The sequence below is a fragment of the Streptosporangium longisporum genome, from assembly GCF_039534895.1.
Lineage (GTDB): Bacteria > Actinomycetota > Actinomycetes > Streptosporangiales > Streptosporangiaceae > Streptosporangium > Streptosporangium longisporum.
Map to the genome: position 1 here is coordinate 309,303 of NZ_BAAAWD010000002.1, position 24,729 is coordinate 334,031.

The following is a 24,729-nucleotide window of genomic DNA, read 5'->3' on the forward strand; positions in this document are numbered from 1 at the left end:
AGGTCCGCCATGCTGAACCCGCTCGCCACGCACGCCGGAGCGCGCCGTCTCATCACCGCGGCCGGCGCCGCACCCTCGGTGCACAACACCCAGCCCTGGCGCTTCGTCGTCCGCCACCGGGAGTACGTCGAACTCCACGCCGACCCCGACCGCCGGCTGAAGGTGGCCGACCCGCGCGGCCGCTCCCTGCACGTCAGCTGCGGCGCGGCCCTGCTCAACCTTCGTCTCGCCCTGCGGGTGAGCGGCCACCGGCCGATCACCTGGCCCGTCCCGCCCGCCGGGGACGGCTCGCCCACCCTGCTGGCCGCCGTCCGGCCCGCATCGGCCGCCCCCGCCTCGGCGGCCGAGCACGCCCTGTACGAGGCGATCACGACGCGGCGCACCAATCGCCAGCCGTTCACCGGCCGGTCCGTCCCCCGGGCGGTCACCGACGAGCTGAGCAGGGCTGCCCGGATGGAAGGCGCCGACCTGGTCCTCCTGGACGCCTCGGCGAGCGCCGTACTCCTGGAGGAGGTCGCCGCGGCCGAGGAGGCGCTCACGCGTGACCGTGACTACCGCGCCGAGCTGGCGCGGTGGACCTCCGGCCGCTCGCACCACGACGGCATGCCGCCCTACGTCCAAGGTCTCCGGCCGGTCGGCGACCTCGCGCCCGTGCGCGATCTCGCCCGGGCGGGCGGGGAGCGGGTCCGGTTCGAGGCCCATCCCCGGCTCGCCGTCGTGACCACGCCGGGCGACGGCCCGGCGGACTGGCTGCGCGCCGGGCAGGCGCTGCAGCGGGTGCTGCTCGTCGCCACCGTGCACGGGGTGTCGGCGTCGTTCCTCAACCAGCCGCTGGACCTGCGCGACATGCGCCATCGCACCGATCCCCGCCACCCCGCCGGGCACCCTCAGATGATCCTCCGTCTCGGGTACGGCCCCGCCGTACCCTGTGCCCCGCGCCGACCGGCCCTGAAGCTGCTCGGGATGGCGTGACCTGCGGCGGCCTCGCCTTGCGCACCCCGGACCGTGATACGAGTTCCCGGCAGGCCGGCGAAGGCGCGGACATCGGCTGCGTCACACGTGACCTGCGTGGATACCGTGATCATCCGGTTGACGCGAGCGTTCCCTCCCGGCCGGTCCGGCCCTCACCCGGTGACCTGGGAGCCGGTGAACGAGTCGGTGAACAGGGCGAGCAGGTCACCGATGCGCCGGTCGGCCTCGGCGGGATGACGGAAGTGCCCGGCCGGGTTGACGGTGTACTCGTTGCGCCGCCCGACGCGTTCGCGGCGCAGGTAACCGGCGGCCTCGAGGTCGGCGACGATGGCCTGCGCGGCGCGTTCGGTGATACCGACGGCGTCGGCGACGTCACGCAGCCGGGCGGTCGGCTCCCGGGCGATGGCCAGCAGCACGTGGGCGTGATTGGTCAGGAACGTCCACTCCTTGGTCCCGCGAGCCGCTCCGGCCTGAGCCGTCTGAGACATCTGATCACCATCCGTACGGTCCGGCCGGGGGCAGGTCACCCCCCAATGTACGCACGCGAAGACACGAAAGCGGCATCGCGGTTCCCCACCCCGGATCCTTGACATACGAAAACTACTTCGTGAATACTCGATCGTAGTTCGAGGGGGAGTACCCGACGTTCGACGCGCCACCGTCATTACGGACCCGGCAGATCCGGATCCCGGCGACGCAGCCACCTCCGCGGTGGCCCGGGGAGACCTTCGACCAGCAGCGCCGGCCTCCGCGCGAGGCCCGGCCGGTCGAAAGGGTTCTCGTTGTCCGTTTCCTGGTGGGTCTGGGCGGCGCTGATGCTGGCGATCGCCGCGATGCTCGCGATCGACCTGTTCCTGCACCGCGACAACCACGTCATCGGCTTCCGCGAGGGCGCCCTCTGGTCCGGTGTCTGGATCGCCGCGGGACTGCTGTTCGGCGTGATCCTGTGGGCCTGGCAGGGCGGCGACGTGGCCGGCACCTACTACGCCGGATACCTGATCGAGAAGGCGCTGTCGATCGACAACGTCTTCGTCTTTGCACTGATCTTCACCCACTTCGCCGTACCGGCGGCGGTGCAGCACAAGGTGCTGTTCTGGGGCGTGATCGGAGCGCTGGCGTTCCGGCTGGCGTTCATCTTCCTCGGCGCGGAACTGCTGGAGACCTTCTTCTGGACCGCCTACCTCCTCGGCGCGTTCCTCATCTACACCGGCTACACGATGGCCTTCCGCCACGGCGAGCAGACCCCGCCCGACCGCAACCCCGTGGTACGCCTGGTCCGCCGCGTCATCCCCACCGACGCGAACTACCACGGCGACGCCTTCTTCGCCCGCGTCGGCGGCAGGCGCGTCGCCACCCTGCTGTTCGTCGTCCTGATCGCCGTCGAGGCGACCGACCTGATCTTCGCCGTCGACTCCGTCGCCGCGATCCTGGCCATCACCACCAGCACGTTCATCGTCTGGACCGCCAACGCGTTCGCCATCCTGGGCCTGCGCAGCCTGTACTTCTGCCTGGCCGGGCTGCTGCGCCGCTTCGTGCACCTGCACTACGGCCTCGCCGTGCTGCTGGCCTTCGCCGGCGTCAAGCTCATCCTGTCCGAGACCCCCGTCGGGAAACTGCCCATCCCGGTGACGCTGGGCGTCATCGTGGTGACCATCACCGTGTCGATCGCATGGAGCATGCACACCACCCGCACCACCCACGACGCCGACGCCCCCGCGGCCCCTTCCACCACCGACGCCCCGGCCCCGTAACCGCCCCCGCACCGCTCCGACCGGAAGCGGAGCATGCCCGGACGATCATCCCGGTCACCGCTGTCGCGGGCCTCCGGTCACGACGTGGCCGAGGTGGGCTCTCCCGCCTCACCCCGCCTACGCCGCGCGGCAGGCCGCTGAACGCCGGAGCTCGAATGAGCGGGGCCGGAGGGTTTCTTCAGCGTCGTTTCTGGTCGTCCATGGGGGCCGTCGAGAGCAGCGTGCCGTCGTGACGGATCAACCGGTTCGAGGTGTGCCGCAGGCGTCGCAGGCGCCGCAAGGGGGTGGTGAGCCTCAGCATCTGCTGCAGGGAGACCCCCTCGGTGGCCCACCGCCGCAGTTCCTCACGGCCGAACAGGTGGATCCGGAAGTCAGCCGCCGTCTCCCGGGCCCCGCGGGTGAAGGACCCGTTGGTGATCACCACGGCGACATCGGCCCTGTGGGCGGGAGCAGCCGTCCCGTTCACCGTGTAGATCACCGAGGCGCCGACCTTGGAGCCGCTGGTGGTGTGCTTGCACTGGGCGACGACGCGATAACCGCCCGGGATGCGGCCGATGACGTCGGCCGCCTTGTCACCTCGCCGGCCGACATGCCGGGCGTCGATGCCGTCGCGCACCATGAGGTCACGCACCGCCAGCTCGAAATCGGTGTAGCTCAGCGCGTCGAGGTCCGCCAGCGTCAGCCGTACCTCATGTAACCGCGCCGACCGGCGGCGAATGGCGGTGATCTTCCACCATCCGAAAGCCACTGCCATCGCGACAATGACGATTCCCGCCGCCACACCGACATACCAATGACCGGAAACGAAGTCGACAGCCGTCCGGATCATATGAAAGACCGCCGAAAACGCGGCCAGCGCGACGAAGGCGGCCGCGATCCACTCGATCGGGCCAGCCGGTTTCCGAGGACGAGGGAGGCGATGGTGCCACCGTGGGCGTGTCACGGTGCCCCGGTCGGCTCAGGAGGAGGCATGTCGTCCCCTGCGTGCTCGGCGATCGGATCCGGGACCGGTGCGACGGGCTCCGAGACCGACGACGGCCGCTGCGGGACGTCATGGCCCTCATCGGGCAGGGTTCCCCAGAACCATACCGCTCCGACGATGACGGCCAGGATCACCCACCCTGATGCTTTCTTGTTTTTCGGCGCGGATTTCCTGACCCAATGTCCACGCCGGAAATACTTTTCCGCCATGGCGCCTCCCTGCGGATCTCGACCGATGTATTCGACGGATCGACCGCCACAGAGAGATGGAAACATATGCCACCGACAAACGCGCCGATTCGATGAACGATCATAGAATCGTCCGCGCCGAAAAACATTACCTTGTGGTAAGTGAATCGTCGCCGGTGAGCGTAACCTGTTGGCCGGCGAGCGGTGGCCTCACGGCGAGGACGCCGCTTTCGACGGGCCCTCCTCCAGCACCTCGGCGACCGGCCGGCGCACTCCTCCGCCGTCGTCGAAGGTGACGCCCAGACGCATGATCATCTGGGGGTACTCCTGCGAGCACAGTTCCTGGCGCAGGAACTCCCGCAGGTGGAACATCTCCAGCGCCTGGGTGTGGAAGGCCGCGCCGAGCCCGTGGGCGCAGGCGCGCAGCAGGACGCGCTGCAGCGCCTGGCCGGCCGCGAGCCAGTTCCGGCGGGAGTCGCCCTTGGTGGTCAGGACCGCCACGACACCGGTGGAGGTGGAGAAGAACTGGTCGCTGTCGTTGCCCCAGGGGTGGCCGTGGGTGTAGTCGCGCTGGGCGAAGTGCGGGCTGGTCCGCCGGGGCGCGCGCGGGTAGCCTTCGGCCGGGACCCCGTCCTGGCGGGAGCTTCCCGGCGGGCGCGCCCAGCGGATCAGCTCCAGCGACAGCAGCCGGTCCTGGGACTGCACGTCCTGGGCGGCGCAGGTGACCGCGGCGAGCACCCGGATCGCCGCCTCGGACCGGACCGGTGTCAGCCGCACCCCCTCGCCGCCCGCCTCGGCCACCAGGGCCTCGAGGAGACGTTCCGGGACGGGCAACGTCGTGAAACCGGCCCGGTGGGTGCGGCGATGCTCGATCTCGGCGTACAGCGACCGGGCGTTCTCGTCGGCGGCCACGGCCGCTCCCGGCCGTATCGTGGCCAGCAGGGCCGAACGGTCGGGGTCGGGCAGCACGCGCACCCGCGGCTCGTAGCCGAGCGCGCGCAGGGTGAGCCGCACGTTCATCAGGGCCGCTCCGCAGCTGATCAGCAACTCCCGGCCGTCAGGATCGGCCACTCGCAGCTTTCTGTCGCTGTCGGCGCGCAGCGCGATCTCATCGCCGTCGACGCCGAACGACCAGGGCTGGGTGTTGTGCACCGACGGTGCCCACGTGGCGGCCCGCACCGCCGCGCGGACCACCGCGGTGATCTCCTCGATCGTACGGGCGTTCATGATCTCACTCCTGTCACAGGAACGGCGGAACGGGGACCCGGTCGTCGGAGGAGCAGGTGAGGGTGTTCTCGACGTCGAGGACGCCGTCGATCTCACGGATCGCCGCGACCAGGCGCGTGATCTGCGACCGGAAGGCGACCCGGCCGGTCAGCGTGACCACCCCGGTCTCGACGCCGACACTCACCGTCTCCGGGCCGGTGAGCCGGTCACAGGCCGCGACGACCTCGCGTTCGATCTCCTCGGCCGGGCGGGCGAAGACCGCCAGCAGATCACCCTGGTGAACGGTGCCGGTGATACGCCCGGTGACCGCGTCGATCACCGGCAGCTGCTTGATCCGATGCCGGTGCATCAGCCGCGCCGCCTCCCGGACGGCGGTGTCCTTCGTGACGGTGATCGCGGGGGTGGTCATGATCTGCCCGGCCGTGCCCCCTGCGGCCTTGCGATGCTCCTGGCGCCTTTTGTGACTGTCGAAGACGCCACCGGAGCGAGTGCCGGAGTCGGTCTCCTTGAGCAGGAGATCATCGTCGGCGACCACACCGATGGGGCGATCGTCGGCGTCGATGACGGTGAGCGCACCGACCTTGAAACGCCGCATGGCGTCGACCATCTCGATGAACGTCGCCTCCGGCCGCACCGCGATCGCCGCGCCTGCCATGACTTCCCTGACCTTCATGACGCACCTCCTCACTACAACGGTCGCAAAGCGGCCCCGAAGGCGGCAGTGGCGAAAGTCCCCTGACGGCAGGGACTTACGGTCCGTTCCGCTCCGGGTGAGCGCTCCTGACCGGCGGCCTCGCCCCGCCGGTCACTGCCGAGCCAGGGAGAAGTAGGCCTCCTCCTCCTGATCGAAATGCAGCAGCAGGACCGCGTGCAGGCCGTAGAGGCAGGCGCACAGATCCTCGAGCCGCTCCGGGCGCACGCCGCCGTCGTCCTCGGCGAGCGCGAGGTGGCGCCCCAGCCGATGCACCAGCCGTTCGATCTCCGCGTGTGCCCTGCTCATGGTCATCGTGACCTCGGGACCGCCGAGAGCGCGTTCCATCGCCGGGTAGAGCCGCCGTTCCTCGGCCCGCTCGTGCGGGAGCAGGCGTTCGGTCAGGAAGGCGTGAACCTCCCGCAGGCGGCCAAGAGCCTCCTGCGGGGAAGCGCCTGCCAGCTCGTCGGCGCTCTCCCGGATCATCTCCAGAGGCGGCCGCAATGAGGAGTGTTCCGTCTCGAAGCGGCGCAGCAGGGACTCGGTGGGGGCGTCGACCACCGTCCGGGTTCCCCGGGCCGGCCGCAGAGCCCGCAGCGCGTTGAGGATCACCGCCACGTCGATGACCTCCTGCAGCAGGGCGCCGGGCGCGGGCGGCAGCGCTCCGGCCGCCGCCACGGTCATGGCCAGCAGGGACAGGGCCATGCCCGCGCCCGCGCTCTGTACGGCGATGCGGCGGGAGCGGCGGGCGACGTCCATGGCGTCGGCGAGCCGGTCCAGGCGGTCGGTGGTGAGCACCACGTCGGCCGCCTGGGTGGAGGCGGCCGAGCCGCGGGCGCCCATGGCGACCCCGACGTCGGCGGCGGCCAGGGCCGGGGCGTCGTTGATCCCGTCGCCCACCATCACGCTCACCGCCCTGGCCGCCTCCTGCCGTACCGCCCGTACCTTGTCGGCGGGGCTCTGCTCGGCCAGCACCTGGTCGACGCCGAGTACCGTGCCCACGCTCTCGGCGACCTCGGCCCGGTCCCCGGTGAGCATGACCACCCGCTCGATCCCGGCGGTGCGCAGCCGCCGCAGGGTCCGCGCCGCATCCGGCCGTACGGCGTCGCGAAGCAGGATCACCCCCGCGGTCTCGCCGTCCACGCTCACCCAGACGGTCATGGCGCCGTCCAGCGCGGCCCGCGCCCGCTGGGCCCGTTCCCACGGCGAGGAGGTCGAGGAGGTCGTCGCTTTGCCGACCTCTATCCGGTGGCCCTGCACCACCCCCGCGGTGCCGGTGCCGGGTCTTTCCACGACCGCGGTCGGCTGCGGCAACTCGGCCCGGTGGACACGGGCGGCAGCGACGATCGCGGCGGCCAGGACGTGGGAGGACATCTGATCCACCGCGGCGGCCCAGCGCAGCACGTCGTCGGCGCGGACGCCCGGCGCGGCCACGACGTCGACGACCCGGGGGCGTCCGGCGGTCAGCGTCCCGGTCTTGTCCACGATGAGCGTGCGGGCCTGTCCCAGCCGTTCCAGCGATCCCCCGCCCTTGACCACCACGCCGTGGCATGCCGTACGAGACAGCCCCGAGGCGATGGCCGCCGGCGCGGCGAGCAGCAGCGGGCAGGGGGTGGCCACGACCAGCACGGCGACGGCGCGTACCGGCTGACCGGACAGCAGCCAGGCGGCCCCCGCCAGCAGGAGCGCGGCGGGCAGGAACCAGGCGGCGAACCGGTCGGCGAGCCGTACCACCGGAGCGCTGTCCGCCTCGGCCTGCCGCGCCAGCCGTACCACTGCCGCGTAGGTGCTCTCGGCCGCGGTGCGGGTGGCGCGCAGGTCGAAGGCGGAGCCGGCGTTCACGACGCCGCTGCGCGCGCTCTGCCCCGTGGTGCGCTTCACCGGGATCGATTCTCCCGTCAGGGCCGACTCGTCCAGCAGCGCCGGCCCCGTCGCGATCACTCCGTCGACGGGGACCGTCTCACCGGAGGGGATCAGCAGCAGGTCGCCGGGGCGTACCTGTTCGACCCCCACGAGACCGGCCACCCCGTCCCGATAGCGCCGGGCCGAGTGCGGCGCGCGTTCGTACAGGGCGGTCAAATCCCGGCGGGCCCGGCGCAGGGCGTAGTCCTCCAGCGCCCGGCCGGTGGCCAGCATCACGCCGATCAGGGCACCGGCGAGATACTCGCCTACGGCCAGTGCCCCTGCCAGGGCGAGCACGGCGATGGCGTCCACGCCCAGCCGGCCGCTTCGCAGCGCCGAGACCACCCAGCCGGTCGCGGGCACCAAGGCGACACCGGTGACCGCCGCCCACAGAAGATCACCGGCGCTGTCCGCGCCGGCCAGGTGGAGCGCGCCTCCGGCCAGCAGCCCGCACGCGGTCGCCGCGAGGAAGACGACGGTGCCGAAACGTCTCACCATCCACGCCTCCCCCGGGTGGCCGTCTCGCCCCTGAGACGGGAATGTGTTTCGATCAGGTGGGGGACGCGGGCGTGCGGTGGGACGACCAGCACGGGGCAGAACGCGTGAGCGGCGGCGTGAGCGCTCACCGAGCCGAGCAGGAGGCCGGTGAGTCCGCCCAGGCCCCGGGATCCGACCACCAGGGTCCTCGCCGTCCGGCTGAGCGAGACCAGTTCCGGCCCCGGGGTCCCCCGGGCCAGGACCGAGCGCACCTCCTGGCCCGGCAGCAGCCGCTCGGCCAGCCGCACACCCTCCAGCAGGACATGCTCCGCGAGCCGGCGTCGCTGTTCGGTGATCGCCGCCTCGCGTTCGGCGTGAGGACCGTCCCAGACATGGCAGACGGTCAGCCGCGCTCGTTGCGCCCTGCACTCCAGCGCCGCCCACTCGACCGCGCCACGGCTGTGCGGCGACCCGTCGAAAGCGACAATGATCTCTCCTTTCACGGCGCCCCCCGCCTGGGGGCGACCATGACGTCGCGTCGAGGGTCGGCGACAGGAGCCGCCCCGCGGCAGGGATGCCCTCTCATCACGCGGGGACGTGGGAGGGCACCACCGGGACCAGGCGGAACATTCCCGTCATCAGCTCCGGCGCCTCCCGGGGTTCGGGAAGGCGGCCGGCCACGGCCCGCAGCACGTCGGTGGCGGTCATCATCCCCGCCAGCCGGTGATCGTCGCCGATCACCCCGATCGCGTCGACACCCGCGTCGATCATGGCGGCGACGGCGACGGCCAGGGACGTGCCAGGGGTGGTGTGCGGGCGGCGGCGGTCGGTCAGCAGCGCGCGGACCCGCACGTGGGACTGCTCCATCGGGCCCCCCGACCAGCGGGCGGTGAGGTCCTCACGCGTCAGGATCCCGCGCAGACGGCCCTGCCCGTCGACGACCGGCAGGTGGTGCACACCCGCACGGCGCATGATCTCCCATGCCAGGAGCGGGGACTCGTCGAGATCGACGGCGACCAGGGTCCGGCTCATCACCTGCCCCACGGTCAGACGAGCGGTGTCCATCACGCCTCCCCTCGGGCCCGGACCACGGCGACCGGACAGCGGGCGTGGTGCAGGACCCCGTGGCCGACCGAGCCCAGCACGGCCGAGCCGAACCTGCCCAGCCCCCGGGAACCGACGACGACCAGGTCCGCGGCGGCCGAGGCGTCACACAGGACACCGACCGGATGCCCGCACACCAGCCTCTGCTCGACGTCGACCCCCGGGTACTTCTCCCGCCACGCCGTGAGCGTGTCGGCGCAGACGTGCCGCTCGGCGGCCAGGATGTCCTCGACCAGCGGCGTGTAGACGAAGGCGCCCGGTCCCGCGACGGGCATCTGCCAGGTGTGGATCGCCTGCAGCCCGGCGCCGCGGCGGGCGGCCTCCTCGAAGGCGTACTCCAGTGCCGCCTCCGAATGATCGCCGCCGTCGAAGCCCACGACGATCCGGCCGCGTGCCCGCTCCGGGACGTCCCTGACGACCACGACGGGGGTGGCCACGTGCCCGGCCAGGGTCAGGGAGACCGATCCGAGCAGCAGGCCGGTGAATCCGCCCAGGCCCCGGCTGCCCAGCACGAGCTGCTCGGCGTCCTCGGCCTCGCGGCGCAGGACCTCGCTCACCCGGCCCGCCTCCAGCAGGGTCTCCACCTGCAGGTGCGGGGCTCGCTCACGCACCAGTGCGGCCGCTCGTTGCAGTACCTCCTGGCCGTACTCGGTGACGGAGTCGCGAAAGCCCGGCGGCGTCTGGAGCGGGATGTCACCGGGCCACGGGTCTCCCACGTGGACGATCTTCACGGCGCATCCGCGCCGGACCGCGTCGTCGGCGGCCCACCGGACCGCGTCGTCCGCGGACGACGAGCCGTCCACTCCTACCACCACATGCGCTGTCATGCCGACCTCCTCGAGTTCTCCCTCTCCTACGGGTTCTCCTTCCATTCGACCGGCCGGCGACGTTTTCCGCAGCGGCCCAAAGGCCCCTTCACCGGGGACTTCCGGCCCCATTCCTGCAGAGCGCCACCAGCCGTCGCCATCGGCCGGACGGCCTGGTGACGCCGCCCGGCGACCTTCCTGTGATCTTTCCGCGGTCTTGCCTCACGGCGCCTTCGCCTCGCCGGCGGGCGGCGCGGTCCGGGAGCCGTCCTCCTGGGCCGGCACGACGGCCACCGGACAGGACGCGTGCCTGACCAGGGATCCGGTGATCGCTCCGAGGTGGCCGGTGCGGGACGCCGCCCGGCCTCTGCCGGCGACGACGAGGGCGGCATCAGCCGATGCCGCCAGCAGAGCCTCCCTGGGTGCGGTCGTGGCGGAACAGATGTCGACAGGCACCTCGGCGTACCTGTGCCGCCACGGTGCCAGCCGCTCTTCCACCCGATCCCGGCAGGCCCGGGCCGAGTCCTCCAGATCGGGCACCGGGGCCATGGCGATGCCCCACGCCAGCGGGCGCGGGTGGCCGGCGTGCACCACCCGCAGGGGCAGGCGCCGCAGGACCGCCTCCCGGAACGCGAAGTCCAGCACCGCGTCGCCCGTGGTGTCCTTGACCCCCACGACGACCGGTCCCGGCTCAGAAAGGAGGGACATCCGGTCCGCTCCGCGCACGACGATCACCGCAGACCGGGCGTGGGCCGCCACGAACGCCGCGACGGAGCCGGTCATGAGCCGGGCCGCCACTCCCAGGTCGTGAGAGCCGACCACGAGAAGTTCCGCATCGGCCGACAGCTCGACGAGCCGCTGCGCGGCCGAGCCCTCGTGAAGATCGGTGACCACCTCGATGTCCGCGCGGTGGGCGTGAGCGCATTTGACGCCGTGCAGCAGCACGTGCTCGGCCGCCTTGCTCAGATGGAGCCTGGCCTCACCGTCGGCCTCGCCGTAGGGCCAGCGCCAGGTGTGGGTGATCATGAGCGGGAGCCTTCTGAGCTCCGCCTCCTCCGCCGCCCACTCCAGGTCGCGCAAGGGGGAGTTCGAACCGTCATAGCCGATGACGATCCCGTTTCGTCTCGTCATGGTCCTCACCTCGATTTCATGCTCTGGCGATGCCGATCAGGCCGGTGTGCCGGGTCGCGCCCGTCGGCTCGAGGCGAGATCGCAGGGGGCCCGATGGCGTACGAAGGTCGTTGACACCGTTGCGCGGCCGTGCCGGGTCCGGGGATCGGCCGCACCACGGTTCATGCCGCCGGAGTTGTAGAGGGTCCAGCGCCGTCCTGTCGCCAGGATCAGTGAGTAGTGGTCGTCGGGGCTCTCCCCGGGCGGCAGGTAGGGGCAGGCGGCCAAGTGCGCCCGCCCGTCGAGGGTGGCGAACCGCTCCCGGTAGACACCCGGCCTGCCCGGGGCCGTCGGGATCGGGACACGGCCAGGCCATGGCGCCCTGCCGGCCCAGACGTTCACGGGACGGCCCCGCGAACAGGGGCGCCGCCCTCCCGAACTCGGCCGGTGTCGGGCACCCCAGATCCCCCCTCAATGCCGCGGCCAGGCCGTGCACGGCCGCGAAGCCGCTCCTGGTCTCTCCCGGCGGGGCCGGGGCGAGACCCGCCCACTGGAAGCGGCGGTCGAAGTTGACGCGGAAGGCGTCGAAACGATCGGCCGAGCCCATATCCCTCATGATGGACCCGCTACCCACGCCCCCATCAAGCCGTAACCCCACCCAAAAGGGACTTTTAGCCTCCTCCTACTATTTGTCGACCTTTAGTAACAGGTTTCACCTTTCGCCCTGACCGGGTAGCGGACAAGGCGCCGCGGTACGGGGTGAGTGGCCCGGACGGCCCCGCTTCGGGTCCTGAATCGCCTTGTGCAGCGCATCGGCCGCCAAAACGGCCGGAACGGCCAGCGCCGCGAGCGCCCAACCCGCGGGCGGCGGGAACGATCCTCCCAGGAGCGCCGACAGCGCCGGCACGCCGACGACGACCAGCAGCAGCACGGCCTCGACCGCGACCGCCCAGAGCAGCAGAGGGTTGCCCGCCCACCACGCGCGCCCCACCGGCCGTGTCTGACTGCGGCAGGCGAAGGCGTTGGCGAGCTGACCCAGCACCACGGCGGCGAACGCCGTGCCGGAGGCCGCGGCGAGCAGGGCCGGTGACGGCTCCGCCCCCAGCGTCCAGCCGCCCAACATCAGCACGGCGACGAAGCCCGCCATCTCCACGGCGGCCTCGGCCGGTCCCAGCACCCCGAACACCCGGCGGATCAGACGGCGATCGACCAGCGAACCCGTCCGGGCAGGCCCGTCCATGGTCCGCGGATTGGCCGGTTCAGCGCCGAGGGCGAGGGCGGGCAGCAGATCAGTGCCGATGTCCAGGGCGAGGACCTGCAGCACAGTGAGAGCGAGCGGAATCGTGCCACCCGACAGTGCCCAGACGGCGAACGGGGTCAGCTCGGCGACGTTGTCGGTCAGGTGGTAGGTCAAGAAGCGGCGGATATTGGCGTAGGTGGCCCGGCCCAGCTCGACCGCAACGACAATGGTGGCGAAATGGTCGTCGAGCAGGACCAGGTCGGCGGCCTCGCGGGCAACGTCGGTGCCCGAGGCCCCCATGGCCACCCCGATGTCGGCCTCGCGCAGCGCCGGCCCGTCGTTGACGCCATCGCCGGTCATGGCCACCACGTGGCCACGCCCGCGCAGCGCGCGGGCGATACGCAGCTTGTCCTCCGGCGTCGCCCGGGCGATCACGGCCCCGTCGTGATCCAGCAGCTCCCCGAGGGCCTCGTCGCCGACGGGCAGCTCGGCGCCGGTGACGACGAGTTCCTCCGACCCCAGCAGGCCGACCTTCTCGGCGATCGCACGCGCGGTGCCGGGATGATCACCGGTGATCATGGCGAGTTTGATCCCGGCCCGGCGGCACTTCCCGATCGCCTCCGCCACATCCGGGCGAGGCGGATCCTCAAGGCCCACGAGACCGAGCAACGTCAGATCCCGTTCGACGTCCGCGGCGGTCCCCGCGGCGTTCTGCGCGGCGGTTCCCGTGGAGCTCCCTGTGGCGGCACAGGCCACCGAAACGCTCCGGCGGGCGACGGCCAGGACGCGAAGCCCGCCCCTGCTCATCTCCTGCAGCGCCTGCTCCGCCTGCTCCGCCTGCTCCGCCGCGCACAGCGGCAGGACCGCGTCCGGAGCGCCCTTGAGGTGGAGCACGCCGTCGACGATCACCGAGGAGCGGCGGCGGACAGGATCGAACGGCAGGCGCCTGGTGACCGCCCCCTCCTCGCTGGATCCGGCCTGCAGGGCCAGCGCGTGCAGGGCCACCTCCATCGGGTCTCCCACCGGCTTCCACCGCCCGTCCGCGCGGACCAGCCGCCCGGTCGAGCTGAGCACGGCCGAGCGCATGATCTCGGCGGCGCAGACCGGATCGGCCAGGTCGAGCGCGCCACCGGGAGTCCACACCCGCACGACGCTCATCTCATTGCGGGTGAGGGTCCCGGTCTTGTCCGTGCAGATGAAGGTGGTCGCGCCGAGGGTCTCCACGGCCTCCAGATGGCGCACCAGCGCCTTCTGCCCGGCCATCCGCTGCGCCGCCCGCGCCAGCGACAGGGTGACGGTGGGCAGCAGCCCTTCGGGAACGAGCGCGACCGTGACCCCGATGGCGAACAAAAAGCCCGTCGAGGGCTCCATCCCGAGCAGCAGGGACAGGCCGAAGAACACCACGCCGACGCCGAGCGCGATGGCGGCGATCACTTTGACGACCCGCCCGAGCTCGCGGGCCAGGGAACTCGGCGGCCGGGTCGCGCTCCGGGTCAGGGCTGCCACGGCGGCCAGCCGGGTGCGTGACCCGGTGGCCGTCACGACGGCGGCCGCCTCCCCCTCGACGACGAAGGTCCCCGCGAAGACCGTGGCCTTCTCGCCGGGCCGGCACGCAAGGCTCTCCCCGGTCAGCATCGACTCGTTGACCGCCAGCCCGTGCACCTCGGCCAGCTCCAGATCAGCGGAGATCCGATCCCCCGCCTCCAGCAGCACCAGGTCGCCCGTAACCAGATCCGCGGCGTTCACCACCGTGCGGCGACCGTCCCGGACGACCTTGACCTCGGCCGGGATCAGCTCCCGCAGCCGCTGGCCCGCCCGGTCGGCCCGATACTCCTGGGCGAACGCGAACGCGCCGTTCAAGACCACCACCACCGCGATGGCCAGCGCCAGCTGGGGCATGCCCGCCACCAGTGCCAGTCCCGCCGCCACCCACAGCAGCAACGCGAAGAAGTGGACCATCTCGCGGATCAGCAGCACACCCGCCGGTGTCCGCCTACCCGCAGGAAGCGCGTTCGGCCCCTCGTCGGCGAGCCGCCGGGCCGCCTGCGCGCCCGTCAGCCCCGACTGTGCGTGAGACGTGGTCGACATACCTCAATGCTTCCCCCGCAGGCTTCGCCGACCTAGAGGAGAACGGACCTCCAACCGCCCCCACCTGCGGACATACCAGACACTACGGAAGTCCCCCGGACGTCAGGCCCTTATGCCCTGTTCGCACGCGAGGCTCTTGACCAGCGTGGACGGTGAACGCCGATTCGGTCGAAGGAGCATCGCCATGCTCGCCAAACGATGGCCAGCCCCACCTCCTGGTGAGGACCTCCCACCCCTACCGGGGGTGCGACCTGCCCAGATCTCACAACACAACCGATACTGCCCCTATGACCGATCGCGGATGGAACCGATCGCGGCCGACGAACGCGGCCCCCCACCCCGGGCCATGCCGCATCACCCGGCCTCGTCCACCGGCCTCGAAGAATCACACGACCGAACCACCAGCCCATGGATCGTTCACCATTCGCCCCGGCCACCACTCGATCACCGGCCGTTTCGATCGCCACCGCCCGTCCGGAGGCAAAAATGCACCATGTCACCGTCAAGGACGTGATGACCCAGCAGGTGATCTCAACGGGTGAGAACACCTGCTTCAAGGACATCACCCGCACACTCCTCACCCACACCGTGAGCGCCCTACCGGTGGTGGACGACGACAGCCGCGTCGTGGGCGTCGTCTCCGAGGCCGACCTGCTGCGCAAGGAGGAACTCCGAAAGCAGCCCCCCGGCAAACACCACCCCTCCCCCCCAAAGCCGCACACAGACACCCCAGGGGCCCAAACGGCCCGTGACCTGATGAGCACCCCCGCGGTCACGATCCCCAAGGACGCCTCCCTGGTGGCCGCCGACCGCCTGATGCACGAAAAAGGCGTCAAACGGCTCCCGGTGGTCGACGAGCACGGCCGCCTGGCAGGCATCGTCAGCCGCTGCGACCTGCTGAAGGTGTTCATGCGCTCCGACCGCGACATCGAACACGACGTCCGCGTGGACGTCCTAACACGATCGTTGTGGATGGACACCTCACGCGTCCACGTCACGGTCAAGGACGGCGTGGTGACGCTGAGCGGCACGATGACCCTGCGCACCGACACTCGCATCGCGCTGGAAATGACCCGACAGGCCAGCGGAGTCGTCGACGTGATCGACGAACTCGCCTGGGACCGTGACAACACCCCCACCGACGAACAGCGTTAGCACACCCGCCATATCAGCGACCGGTCGGCGCGCTACGACCCCGACCGTCCAGACCCGCACCCCCACAGGACCGACCATCTTTTACTCCACGACGACAAGCCCCTGACCCGCCAAACACCACACCAAGAACCCCTCCCCGGCCGCTCACCCCTCGACGACCCGGGCCTCACCCTCACCGAACACATCGGAACCCGACAACGCGACCCCCTCGCGAGGCGAACCCTCCCAACCGACAGGAACGACCGCGACAGGACAAAACCCATGCTGAAGAACCGACCTGCAGACCGAACCCAGCCTGCCGTGCTCACGTCCCCCGCCGACCACCACCACACTCGCCCCCCTCGATGCATCCACCAGAAGATCCTTCGCGGACGTGGCGGCGAAACACATACGAACATCCACTTCCGGACAGGCGATCCGCCACGGCTCCAGACGCCCGGCCAGCACATCCTCCGCCGCGTCCATCGCGACCCGCCCCTCGCGCACCAACGGCTGCAACTGCCCAGCACGCACCGCCACCAGCCCCAACCGCCTCATGGCGGCCTCACGAAAAGCGAACTCGATCACCCCATCACGGGTATCGCCACCTACCCCCACCACCACCTCACCCCGCTCCCTCGGCACCGGAATCGGACCGGGCCCGCGCACAACGATCACCGGACAGCGCGCATACGCCGCCACCCCCTCGGCGACCGACCCCACAACCGCCCTGGCCAAGGCACCCATGCCACGAGAGCCCACCACGACCACGGCCGCACTCTCCGACAACTCGACCAGCCGTTCAGTCGCCCCACCCTCATACAGATCCGTCCCGACAACGGCCACCGCACTACACGCACGAGCACACTCCGCCCCGTCATACAGCACATGCTCAGCCGCCCTACGCAGATGAAGCCTGGCCCCCTCATCGGCCTCCCCATACGGCCACCGCCACGCATGAACCACCCTCAGCGGCACCCGCCCGAGCTCGGCCTCATCCATCGCCCATTCCAGAGCCTGCATGGAGAAGTCGGAACCGTCATAACCGACGACGACCTCACAGATACCCGCCATCACCCTCACCTCCTCCCCCATGCTCGCCACAACCACCCCCCGAGCAGCAGAGCGCAACGTCCCAACGCCATGGGACCTTCTACCCCCTCCCATCACAGCACCTACCTGCCAAAACAAAGAAAAACACGATCTTCCGCCAGTCCCTCCACCCGGCCGGGCAACAGAGCGACATGCGACGACGCCCAGGGACCTTCGCCCCTATTCGGCAGAAGAAAGGACTACGAACAATGAAAAGACCACGACCGAACAAGACAACGGTGGACAACCTCGTCCACCCTCAGACCCAACAACCAAGATCCCACCACCGAACCCCGGCAACGAACCGAAGGTGACGACCATGACACAACCCATCATCGTCGGCGTCGACGGCTCACCCCCCTCCCTCCACGCCCTCACCTGGGCGGCACAGGAAGCCACACTGAGAAAAGCGCCACTGCGCATCGCACACGCCGCCCTCCGCTGGGCCTACGACGTCCCCCTCGCCCCCCAACCGGCCCACTGGGGACCCGCCGAGGAAGCCGCCCGCAACGAACTGCTTCACCACGCCGCCGAACAAGCCCACTCCGACGCCCCCACACTGAAGATCACCACCGAAATCCTCGACGGAAACCCCGCCGAAGCGATCACCACCGCAGCCACGACCGCACAGCTGATCGTCGTCGGCCACCGAGGCCTGGGCGGATTCACCGGACTACTCCTGGGCTCGGTCAGCACCAACCTGGCCGCACACTCCCCATGCCCGGTAGTGATCGTCAACCCACCGCACACCACCCCCGACACCGAGATCGCCGTCGGCGTCACCGGACGCACCGACCAGGACCCCACCCTGGAATTCGCCTTCAACGAAGCGACCCTGCGCCAACGCCCCCTGCGAGCGATACACGCCTGGACCCACCCCGCCACCAGAGCACCCGGCGACATGCAGCCACTCCTCTACGACGTCGAGGGCATCGGCGACGAGGAAGCCCGACTGCTGGCCGAATCACTCGCCGGCTGGCGAGACCGATTCCCCGACGTGACCCTCATCGAGCACGTCGTACACGAGCACCCGGCCAAAGCGCTCATCAACGCCTCCGCAACCGCCGAACTGGTCGTCGCGGGCACCTCCGGCCCGCTCCTCGGCCCGACCGTACGTGCCCTGCTTCACCATACTCAGGCGCCCGTCGCCGTCGTGCATCACTCATCACGCACCCGCCGCGTCTGAACACCCGGCGTGAGAGCACACGTGCCAGACGACAGGACTCCCCTTGTTTTTTGTGCCTCGTCTTTAGTCCTATATATTTATTTTTGTTGTTTTTTAAAAATTGATCGCCTTTACAAAGTAGATTAATAATGTTCGATATCAACCCTTAGGGGAACAGGAGTGCCACCGATCGCGGTTCGAGGAAACTGAAAGGGCGTAGTCGCGCCCTGCCGCAGCGGCCCAGACCCGGATCCTGCGCGCCCTCCTGCCCGACGAGGTCATGTGCGTCTTCCCCGCTCCAGATGTCTCAGGTCCTTCGCTCCGGATGAAGGGCCCAAAGCCCCTGCCGACGCCCAGCACCTGGAAGGCACTCTCAAGACACGACTCGAGAGGGGAGACCGTCATGCATCGAGCACCGCCCAGCGGGCCGCGCATCATCGTCGGTGTGAACGACACGCCCGGCGCCCGGTGGGCGCTGGCCTGGGCGCTCGGCGAATCGCGGTTGCGCCACCTGCCGGTGCACCTGGTCCACGCCTACCAGGAGACCACCCGCCTGGAACACCAGCCATGGTTCACCACCATCGACGCGGCGGCCCGGTTGGCTGCCGCCGACATGCTCGCGCGCGTGCTCAGGGAGGTCGCGGACGGCCAGCTCCAAGGCGTCGAGCTTTCCGCCAGCGTGCGTCCGGGAAGGCCCGGCGTGGCCCTCACCGAACTCACCAGGAGCACCGACCTCCTGATCGTAGGGCGAAACAGACGGCGCGTGCCGATCTTGTCCGCGGGCGTCACCGCCTACTGCCAGAAGCACGCCAAGGCCACGGTCATCACGGTCGCGACGCCCCCTCCCCCGGACCTCGTCGCCCTCTCCGGGGAGCGCGGCGGCCTCTGGCGGCGACTCAAGGGGCCGGCCGGAAGCCCATCCGGCGAGCAGTGAACGGCAACGACCGCCTCGGGAAGGAGGCATCGAACGTCGTGATCCTACCGGTCGTACCGGCGTCGGCTCCGGTGCCTACGGCCCCGCCCCGGCGCGCCTACGCGCTGCTCGGCGTCATCCAGGTGGTCGACACCGGCGACTCCGACTCCATCCCGGCATTGACGACGCCGACGTCTCCCGCCGTCGTCGATCACCACGCACCGCCCCGGAGCACGGCTCCTGGGCTGCTGACCGATCAAGGTCTCGGCGTTCATCGTTCGTCCGGGTGATGACGGACGACGGCGACGGGGCAGTGGGCCCGATGCAGCACGGCGTGACTCACCGAGCCCAGCACGGCCGAGGCGAATCCCCCCAGCCCTCGTGAGCCGACCACGACCAGGTCCGCCTGGCGTGAGGCGTCGGACAGGACACGCACCGGATGATCACAGACGATCGACTCCTCGACCACGACGTCCGGATACCTCTCCCGGTAGGGAGCCAGCAGCCGTCGGGCGGTCTCGGCCTCGTCCGCGAACGTGCCTTCAAGCACCGGGCTGTAGCCCAGAGCGTACGGCGAGGGCATCGGCATCTGCCAGGCGTAGACGGCCCGCAGCCGCGATCCGCGCTGTCGGGCCCGGGAGAAGGCGTACTCCAGCGCGGCCTGTGAATGCTCCGAACCGTCGAATCCCGCGACGACCACGCCGTGCACGGTCGACACCGGCGCTCGGACGACGACCACGGGACCGGCCGCGTGGCCGGCCAGGCCGAGCCCGACCGATCCGAGCACCAGCCCGGCGAACCCGCCGACGCCCCTGCTGCCGACCACGAGCGCGTCGGCCCGCTCGGATTCGCTCCTCAGCCGCTCGACCACCGCTCCGGTCGCCAGAGCAGTGGTGATCTCGATGTCGGACGCGCGAGCCCGAGCCCGCTGTGCGGCCGTGGCCAGCAGGCGGTCAGCGTACCCGGTCACCGGGTCGTTTTCCTCCTCACTCCCGGAGAGGGAAAGGAGAGTGCTCCACGGCTCGTGCACGATCTTCAGGGCCGCGCCGTCACGTGCGGCGTCCTCGGCCGCCCATTCCACCGCCGCCGTCGCGGGCGCGGATCCGTCGGTACCGACGACGATCAGTCCTGTCATGGCCGCTTCCTCTCGGAAAATCTCCGTCCCTTCACCTCCATCGCATACCCTCGGGAGCGGTTCGGCACCGGCCGAACGTCACCTGCCGCGAGGACCAACGTCTCCTGTGCCGTCCACGGACTCCGTGAACCACTCGTCTCCGGACGGCGACACGCCCCTCGCGGGCGTCCACCGGCCCTGCCCCCTACGTGATCCGGTGAACGCCGGCCTGTCGCATCGAGGCCAGTTCCGTCCCCCACCGATGGGCTCTTTGGACCTCCCCGTCCAGGAGCGGACCCGGGGTGCCGGAGACGTGGAAGCTCTGCGAGCCGGTCAGGATCGCGAAGCCGTGCCCGCGCAGGTTCTTCTCGACACCGCGCCGGGCCGATCCCGGAACCCAGGGGTTCTTGATCCGCGTGTCGAACGCCGCGGCCGCCAGAGCCCCGGAGGGGGCACCAAGGGCGGTCAGCCATTCGCGCAGCCCCCTCCCCTTGGACACCAGAGCACCGGAAGCCTGCTCGGCGGCCGACCGGCGGGTGGCGGGCCGGCTCATGCCGAAGGCGTGGGTGGGCCCGCCGACGACAAGCAGATCCACATCAGCGGGAACCGACACCGGGGCGTCGCCGACCTCGACCACCTCCACCTCCATCCGGGTGGCCAGACCGCCGGCGACGGCCTCGGCGATCGCACGGGTGTTGCCGAACATCGATTCGAAGACCACGAGCGCACGCATCGGGATCATCCCCTTCATCCATTGACGCTCCGCGAAGGACAGGGATCGAGGGCCGATCGCCACCTTCCGCCGGTCATTGTCAGGATTTCGTCCCGCGGTTCGCCGGTGAAGAGGCGGACGGCTCGCGCGGCGAGGACGAAAGACCCGGTACCGAGGGCTCGCGACGAGGACGCGGACACACCGAAGCTCCGAGGCCGGCACCTCCCGCGCGGCCGTGACCGACGACCGTGCCGCTCGGGGACCTCCGGCTCTGCCTCCCCCGGCCACCGCGCGGAAGACTCGTAGGTGAAAGTCGAGGAGGGAGCAGACCATGAACATGCACGCCGCCGTCGTCACCGCGTTCGACAGGCCCCTGGAGATCCAGGAGATCCCCGTTCCCGAACCGGCGGCCGATCAGATCCTGGTCCGTATCGAGGCCAGTGGCTTGTGCCATACCGACATCCACGCCGCCCGCGGTGACTGGCCGGTCAAACCGGTGCCGCCTTTCATCCCGGGGCACGAGGGCGTCGGTGTCATCGAGAAGACCGGTTCGGCGGTGACCGGCCGGACGGTCGGCGAGCGCGTGGCCATCCCGTGGCTGGGTCACGCCTGCGGAACCTGTGAGTATTGCGTCGGCGGTCGTGAGACCCTGTGCGAGTCTCAGCAGAACACCGGCTACACCGTCAACGGCTCTCACGCCGAATATGCCGTCGCCCATGCCGCCTACGTCGTCCCGGTCCCCGACGGCGTCTCCCCCGCCGAGGCCGCCCCGCTCACCTGCGCGGGCGTGACCACCTACAAGGCCGTCAAGGTCTCGGGCCTGCGGCCGGCCGAGCGTGCCGCGATCTTCGGCGTCGGCGGCCTGGGCCATCTGGCCCAGCAGTACGCGCAGATCTTCGGAGCCGAGACCATCGCCGTCGACATCACCGACGACAAGCTCCGCCTGGCTCGGCGGCTGGGGGCCGCCCACACGGTCAACGCCGCCACCACCGACCCGGTCGCCGCGATCAGGGCACTGGGCGGGGCCGACGTGGCGATCGTGCTGGCCGCCAGTCCCCGTGTCCTGGAGCAGGCTCATGCCTCGCTGCGGCGCGGTGGCCGCCTGGTGCTCGTCTCCCTGCCCAGGGACAACACGATGAGCCTGCCGGTCTTCGAGACCGTCCTGAGCGGCATCAGCGTGATCGGCTCCATCGTCGGCACCCGCGGGGACCTGGCGGAGGTCTTCCGCCTGCACGCCGCCGGCCGGACCAAAGTGATCTACGAGACGCGCGAGCTCGACGAGATCAATCTCTCCTTCGAAGAGGTCCTCGACAGCGCTGTCCTGGCCCGCCTGGTCTTCGAGATGTGACCATGTCCGGTGGGGCGGGACAGGGGATTCGCTCGGCCTACGGCCCGGTCTCGCCCAGGACGGCGCCTCCTGAACCGGCACGAACCATAACGGCGACACCTCGCCCTCGCGAAAGCCGGTCACCCCTCCGTCCCAGCGGGGAACGGGGAACGGAGGCATGACCGGCACTGAAAGCTTCGATCTCTTTACTGGGGCCAGGTCCAGTCGCGGATCTCGGCGGGGTCCTCGCCGAACACGCGGGTGTGCGCGCGGGCCGCGAGCCGGGAGTCGACCATGTGCTGGCGCAGGTACGCCGCCCGCTCGGCCAGGCCGGGAACCCGGTCGATGACGTCGATCACCAGGTGGAAACGGTCGATGTCGTTGAGCATGGCCATGTCGAACGGCGTGGTGGTGGTGCCCTCCTCCTTGTAGCCGCGCACGTGGATGTTGGCGTGCCCGGTACGGCGGTAGGTCAGGCGGTGGATCAGCCAGGGGTAGCCGTGGAAGTTGAAGATGACCGGCTTGTCGGGGGTGAACAGCGTGTCGAACTCGGCGTCGGACATGCCGTGCGGGTGCTCGGTGGGAGGTTGCAGCCGCATCAGGTCCACCACGTTGACCACCCGGACCTTCAGCTCGGGCAGGTGCTCGCGCAGCAGCGCGGCCGCGGCCAGCGTCTCCAGCGTCGGCACATCGCCCGCACAAGCCAACACCACATCCGGCTCCACCCCGGCGTCGGTGCCGGCCCAGGGCATGATGCCCAGGCCGCGGGTGCAGTGCGCGATCGCCTCGTCCATGGTGAACACATCCAAGATCGGCTGCTTGCCCGCCACGATCACGTTCACATAATCGCGTGAGCGCAGGCAGTGATCGGCCGTCGACAGCAGCGTGTTGGCGTCCGGCGGCAGGTAGACGCGCACCACCTCGGCCTTCTTGTTCATCACCACGTCCAGGAAACCCGGGTCCTGGTGGGAGAAGCCGTTGTGGTCCTGGCGCCACACATGGGAGGACAGCAGGTAGTTCAGCGACGCCACCGGAGGCCGCCAGGGAATCTTGCGGGAGGACTCCAGCCACTTGGCGTGCTGGTTGAACATCGCGTCGATGATGTGGATGAACGCCTCGTAGCAATTGAACAGGCCGTGGCGGCCGGTCAGCAGGTAGCCCTCCAGCCAGCCCTGGCACAGGTGCTCGCTCAGCACCTCCATGACCCGCCCGCCCGCGCCCAGATGCTCGTCGCTCTCCAACACCTGGGCGTTCCACGCCCGGTCGGTGGCCTCGAACACCGCCTGCAGCCGGTTGGAGGCGGTCTCGTCAGGGCCCATCAGCCGGAACGAGTCGGGGTTGGCGGCGATCACGTCGCGCAGGAACGCGCCCAGCACCCGGGTCGGCTCGCTGGAATGCGCGGCCGGCGACTTGGTCTCCACCGCATAAGCGCGGAAGTCGGGCAGCACCAGCGGCCGCAGCAGCTCCCCGCCGTTGGCGTGCGGGCTGGCGCTCATCCGCCGCGTCCCCGCCGGCACCGTCGCCAGCACCTCGGCCACCGGGCGGCCGTGCTCGTCGAACAGCTCCTCGGGACGGTAGGAGCGCATCCACTCCTCCAGCATCACCAGATGCTCGGGATTGTCACGCATCCCCGACAACGGCACCTGGTGAGCGCGCCAGGTGCCCTCCACCTGTACGCCGTCGACCTCCTTGGGGCCGGTCCATCCCTTCGGGGTACGCAGGATGATCATCGGTAGCCGGTCGGCGCGCCCGGCCTTGTACTCGGTGATCTGGTCGAAAACCGTCTCCAGTGTCTGAGCCATGATCTGATGCACGGTCTCGGGGTCGTCGCCGGAGACGATGTGTGGGCGGTGGCCGTAGCCCTCCATGAGCTTGACCAGCTCCTCTTCGGGGATGCGGGCCAGCACCGTCGGATTGGCGATCTTGTAGCCGTTCAGGTGCAGGATCGGCAGCACCACCCCGTCCCGCTCCCGGTCGAGGAACTTGTTGGAATGCCAGCTGGCCGCCAGCGGACCGGTCTCGGCCTCACCGTCGCCGATGACGCATGCCACCACCAGGGCGGGGTTGTCGAACGCCGCCCCGTAGGCGTGCGCCAGCGCGTACCCCAGCTCGCCGCCCTCGTGGATCGAGCCGGGCGTCTCCGGCGCCACATGGCTGGGGATGCCGCCGGGGAAGGAGAACTGCCTGAACAGCCGCCGCATGCCCTCGGCGTCCTGGGAGATCGCCGGGTAGCGCTCGGTGTAGGAGCCCTCCAGCCAGGCGTGTGCCACCGCCGCCGGACCACCGTGCCCGGGACCGGCGATGTAGATCATGTCCTGGTCGCGTTCGGCGATGATCCGGTTCAGGTGCGCGAAACAGAAGTTCAGCCCCGGCGTGGTCCCCCAGTGGCCCAAAAGGCGCGGCTTGACGTGCTCAGGCTTGAGCGGCTCGGTCAGCAACGGGTTGTCCAACAGGTAGATCTGGCCAATGGACAGATAGTTGGCCGCACGCCAGTACGCATCGATCTTCTGGAGTTTGTTCATGCTGCCAGCCTTCTTGATGATCGGTCGATCGCACAGGGACCTTGGTCCTCACCTGCCGGGCCCAACGGGAGTCGGTACCGGGAACCTGCCCGCGTCCTCCGTGTGGGCGACCGCGAGGTGGCGAGATGCCGGGTGCGACATCGGGAGATTTCGTGTTCGAGACGTGGAAAGACCCGCTCCCTGTGCGGTGGGAGCGGGTCTTTGATCTGTGG

At 70.2% G+C, this 24,729-nt stretch carries 22 protein-coding genes; 7 read left to right on the plus strand and 15 right to left on the minus strand.

The features are described 5' to 3' along the window. Nucleotides 1–9 precede the first annotated feature (9 nt). Complete coding sequence (locus ABD832_RS01860; RefSeq protein WP_344887278.1) at nucleotides 10–972, plus strand: Acg family FMN-binding oxidoreductase; 963 nt, start codon at nucleotides 10–12, stop codon at nucleotides 970–972. Nucleotides 973–1,124: 152 nt separating this feature from the next. Here the strand turns inward: ABD832_RS01860 and ABD832_RS01865 are convergent, their stop codons facing one another. Next, on the minus strand, nucleotides 1,125–1,460 hold the full coding sequence (locus tag ABD832_RS01865; protein WP_344887280.1) for a helix-turn-helix transcriptional regulator: 336 nt from the start codon (nucleotides 1,458–1,460) through the stop codon (nucleotides 1,125–1,127). A gap of 294 nt (nucleotides 1,461–1,754) precedes the next feature. Between ABD832_RS01865 and ABD832_RS01870 the strand changes: the two genes are divergently transcribed. Further along, complete coding sequence (locus tag ABD832_RS01870; RefSeq protein WP_344887282.1) at nucleotides 1,755–2,723, plus strand: TerC family protein; 969 nt, start codon at nucleotides 1,755–1,757, stop codon at nucleotides 2,721–2,723. Nucleotides 2,724–2,901: 178 nt separating this feature from the next. Here ABD832_RS01870 and ABD832_RS01875 read toward each other — a convergent pair whose 3' ends face one another. From ABD832_RS01875 to ABD832_RS01920, 10 genes are all read right to left on the minus strand, one after another. After that, nucleotides 2,902–3,477, minus strand: coding sequence for a restriction endonuclease (locus ABD832_RS01875; protein ID WP_344887284.1), 576 nt, complete (start codon nucleotides 3,475–3,477; stop codon nucleotides 2,902–2,904). Nucleotides 3,478–3,662: 185 nt separating this feature from the next. Continuing rightward, nucleotides 3,663–3,914 (minus strand): hypothetical protein, encoded by a 252-nt coding sequence (locus ABD832_RS01880; protein WP_344887286.1) that lies wholly within the window; start codon nucleotides 3,912–3,914, stop codon nucleotides 3,663–3,665. A gap of 189 nt (nucleotides 3,915–4,103) precedes the next feature. Beyond that, a complete protein-coding gene (locus ABD832_RS01885; RefSeq protein ID WP_344887288.1) occupies nucleotides 4,104–5,120 on the minus strand; it encodes an Acg family FMN-binding oxidoreductase in 1,017 nt (338 codons plus the stop codon). Nucleotides 5,121–5,133: 13 nt separating this feature from the next. Beyond that, complete coding sequence (locus ABD832_RS01890; protein WP_344887290.1) at nucleotides 5,134–5,793, minus strand: CBS domain-containing protein; 660 nt, start codon at nucleotides 5,791–5,793, stop codon at nucleotides 5,134–5,136. Between the two features lie 132 nt (nucleotides 5,794–5,925). Beyond that, complete coding sequence (locus ABD832_RS01895; RefSeq protein WP_344887292.1) at nucleotides 5,926–8,211, minus strand: heavy metal translocating P-type ATPase; 2,286 nt, start codon at nucleotides 8,209–8,211, stop codon at nucleotides 5,926–5,928. Next, entirely contained in the window at nucleotides 8,205–8,693 is a 489-nt protein-coding gene (locus ABD832_RS01900) for a universal stress protein (RefSeq protein ID WP_344887294.1), read from the minus strand. Before ABD832_RS01900 ends, ABD832_RS01895 begins: the two co-directional genes overlap by 7 nt. Nucleotides 8,694–8,775: 82 nt before the next feature. Then, on the minus strand, nucleotides 8,776–9,255 hold the full coding sequence (locus ABD832_RS01905) for a CBS domain-containing protein (protein ID WP_344887296.1): 480 nt from the start codon (nucleotides 9,253–9,255) through the stop codon (nucleotides 8,776–8,778). Next, nucleotides 9,255–10,121: a universal stress protein gene (locus ABD832_RS01910; RefSeq protein ID WP_344887298.1), complete on the minus strand. Its 867-nt coding sequence runs from the start codon at nucleotides 10,119–10,121 to the stop codon at nucleotides 9,255–9,257. Before ABD832_RS01910 ends, ABD832_RS01905 begins: the two co-directional genes overlap by 1 nt. A 201-nt stretch (nucleotides 10,122–10,322) precedes the next feature. After that, nucleotides 10,323–11,231 carry a universal stress protein gene (locus ABD832_RS01915; protein ID WP_344887299.1) on the minus strand — a complete coding sequence of 303 codons (909 nt, stop codon included), beginning with the start codon at nucleotides 11,229–11,231 and terminating at the stop codon, nucleotides 10,323–10,325. Between the two features lie 691 nt (nucleotides 11,232–11,922). Next, complete coding sequence (locus ABD832_RS01920) at nucleotides 11,923–14,538, minus strand: cation-translocating P-type ATPase (protein ID WP_344887301.1); 2,616 nt, start codon at nucleotides 14,536–14,538, stop codon at nucleotides 11,923–11,925. 408 nt (nucleotides 14,539–14,946) lie between these two features. On the opposite strand from ABD832_RS01920, the gene ABD832_RS01925 reads away from it, so the two are divergent. Then, nucleotides 14,947–15,693 (plus strand): CBS domain-containing protein, encoded by a 747-nt coding sequence (locus ABD832_RS01925; RefSeq protein WP_344887303.1) that lies wholly within the window; start codon nucleotides 14,947–14,949, stop codon nucleotides 15,691–15,693. A gap of 144 nt (nucleotides 15,694–15,837) precedes the next feature. Here the strand turns inward: ABD832_RS01925 and ABD832_RS01930 are convergent, their stop codons facing one another. Then, on the minus strand, nucleotides 15,838–16,746 hold the full coding sequence (locus ABD832_RS01930; RefSeq protein WP_344887567.1) for a universal stress protein: 909 nt from the start codon (nucleotides 16,744–16,746) through the stop codon (nucleotides 15,838–15,840). Nucleotides 16,747–17,083: 337 nt separating this feature from the next. Between ABD832_RS01930 and ABD832_RS01935 the strand changes: the two genes are divergently transcribed. The 3 genes from ABD832_RS01935 (at nucleotide 17,084) to ABD832_RS01945 (ending at nucleotide 19,132) form a co-directional block, all read left to right on the plus strand. Further along, complete coding sequence (locus tag ABD832_RS01935) at nucleotides 17,084–17,950, plus strand: universal stress protein (protein WP_344887305.1); 867 nt, start codon at nucleotides 17,084–17,086, stop codon at nucleotides 17,948–17,950. Nucleotides 17,951–18,332: 382 nt separating this feature from the next. Further along, entirely contained in the window at nucleotides 18,333–18,863 is a 531-nt protein-coding gene (locus ABD832_RS01940) for a universal stress protein (protein WP_344887307.1), read from the plus strand. Nucleotides 18,864–18,901: 38 nt separating this feature from the next. Beyond that, complete coding sequence (locus tag ABD832_RS01945) at nucleotides 18,902–19,132, plus strand: hypothetical protein (protein ID WP_344887309.1); 231 nt, start codon at nucleotides 18,902–18,904, stop codon at nucleotides 19,130–19,132. Here the strand turns inward: ABD832_RS01945 and ABD832_RS01950 are convergent. Then, a complete protein-coding gene (locus ABD832_RS01950) occupies nucleotides 19,114–19,977 on the minus strand; it encodes a universal stress protein (RefSeq protein ID WP_344887311.1) in 864 nt (287 codons plus the stop codon). The genes ABD832_RS01945 and ABD832_RS01950 overlap by 19 nt on opposite strands. A 184-nt stretch (nucleotides 19,978–20,161) precedes the next feature. Then, the gene (locus ABD832_RS01955; RefSeq protein WP_344887313.1) at nucleotides 20,162–20,698 is read right to left on the minus strand and encodes a flavodoxin family protein; all 537 of its coding nucleotides are present in this window, start codon (nucleotides 20,696–20,698) and stop codon (nucleotides 20,162–20,164) included. Nucleotides 20,699–20,999: 301 nt separating this feature from the next. Here ABD832_RS01955 and ABD832_RS01960 point away from each other — a divergent pair, with 301 nt between their 5' ends. Further along, a complete protein-coding gene (locus tag ABD832_RS01960) occupies nucleotides 21,000–22,016 on the plus strand; it encodes a zinc-dependent alcohol dehydrogenase (RefSeq protein WP_344887315.1) in 1,017 nt (338 codons plus the stop codon). 185 nt (nucleotides 22,017–22,201) lie between these two features. Here the strand turns inward: ABD832_RS01960 and ABD832_RS01965 are convergent, their stop codons facing one another. Then, the gene (locus tag ABD832_RS01965) at nucleotides 22,202–24,517 is read right to left on the minus strand and encodes a phosphoketolase family protein (protein WP_344887317.1); all 2,316 of its coding nucleotides are present in this window, start codon (nucleotides 24,515–24,517) and stop codon (nucleotides 22,202–22,204) included. Between the last annotated feature and the right edge of the window lie 212 nt (nucleotides 24,518–24,729).

Excerpts from the sequence above, each read along its gene's own strand:
- ABD832_RS01860 (WP_344887278.1), top strand. The coding sequence starts at position 10 with ATGCTGAACCCGCTCGCCACGCACGCCGGAGCGCGCCGTCTCATCACC.
- ABD832_RS01865 (WP_344887280.1), bottom strand. The coding sequence starts at position 1,460 with ATGTCTCAGACGGCTCAGGCCGGAGCGGCTCGCGGGACCAAGGAGTGG.
- ABD832_RS01875 (WP_344887284.1), bottom strand. The coding sequence starts at position 3,477 with ATGGCAGTGGCTTTCGGATGGTGGAAGATCACCGCCATTCGCCGCCGG.
- ABD832_RS01880 (WP_344887286.1), bottom strand. The coding sequence starts at position 3,914 with ATGGCGGAAAAGTATTTCCGGCGTGGACATTGGGTCAGGAAATCCGCG.
- ABD832_RS01885 (WP_344887288.1), bottom strand. The coding sequence starts at position 5,120 with ATGAACGCCCGTACGATCGAGGAGATCACCGCGGTGGTCCGCGCGGCG.
- ABD832_RS01890 (WP_344887290.1), bottom strand. The coding sequence starts at position 5,793 with ATGAAGGTCAGGGAAGTCATGGCAGGCGCGGCGATCGCGGTGCGGCCG.
- ABD832_RS01895 (WP_344887292.1), bottom strand. The coding sequence starts at position 8,211 with ATGGTGAGACGTTTCGGCACCGTCGTCTTCCTCGCGGCGACCGCGTGC.
- ABD832_RS01905 (WP_344887296.1), bottom strand. The coding sequence starts at position 9,255 with ATGGACACCGCTCGTCTGACCGTGGGGCAGGTGATGAGCCGGACCCTG.
- ABD832_RS01910 (WP_344887298.1), bottom strand. The coding sequence starts at position 10,121 with ATGACAGCGCATGTGGTGGTAGGAGTGGACGGCTCGTCGTCCGCGGAC.
- ABD832_RS01915 (WP_344887299.1), bottom strand. The coding sequence starts at position 11,231 with ATGACGAGACGAAACGGGATCGTCATCGGCTATGACGGTTCGAACTCC.
- ABD832_RS01920 (WP_344887301.1), bottom strand. The coding sequence starts at position 14,538 with ATGTCGACCACGTCTCACGCACAGTCGGGGCTGACGGGCGCGCAGGCG.
- ABD832_RS01925 (WP_344887303.1), top strand. The coding sequence starts at position 14,947 with ATGGATCGTTCACCATTCGCCCCGGCCACCACTCGATCACCGGCCGTT.
- ABD832_RS01930 (WP_344887567.1), bottom strand. The coding sequence starts at position 16,746 with ATGGCGGGTATCTGTGAGGTCGTCGTCGGTTATGACGGTTCCGACTTC.
- ABD832_RS01935 (WP_344887305.1), top strand. The coding sequence starts at position 17,084 with ATGACACAACCCATCATCGTCGGCGTCGACGGCTCACCCCCCTCCCTC.
- ABD832_RS01940 (WP_344887307.1), top strand. The coding sequence starts at position 18,333 with ATGCATCGAGCACCGCCCAGCGGGCCGCGCATCATCGTCGGTGTGAAC.
- ABD832_RS01950 (WP_344887311.1), bottom strand. The coding sequence starts at position 19,977 with ATGACAGGACTGATCGTCGTCGGTACCGACGGATCCGCGCCCGCGACG.
- ABD832_RS01955 (WP_344887313.1), bottom strand. The coding sequence starts at position 20,698 with ATGATCCCGATGCGTGCGCTCGTGGTCTTCGAATCGATGTTCGGCAAC.
- ABD832_RS01960 (WP_344887315.1), top strand. The coding sequence starts at position 21,000 with ATGAACATGCACGCCGCCGTCGTCACCGCGTTCGACAGGCCCCTGGAG.
- ABD832_RS01965 (WP_344887317.1), bottom strand. The coding sequence starts at position 24,517 with ATGAACAAACTCCAGAAGATCGATGCGTACTGGCGTGCGGCCAACTAT.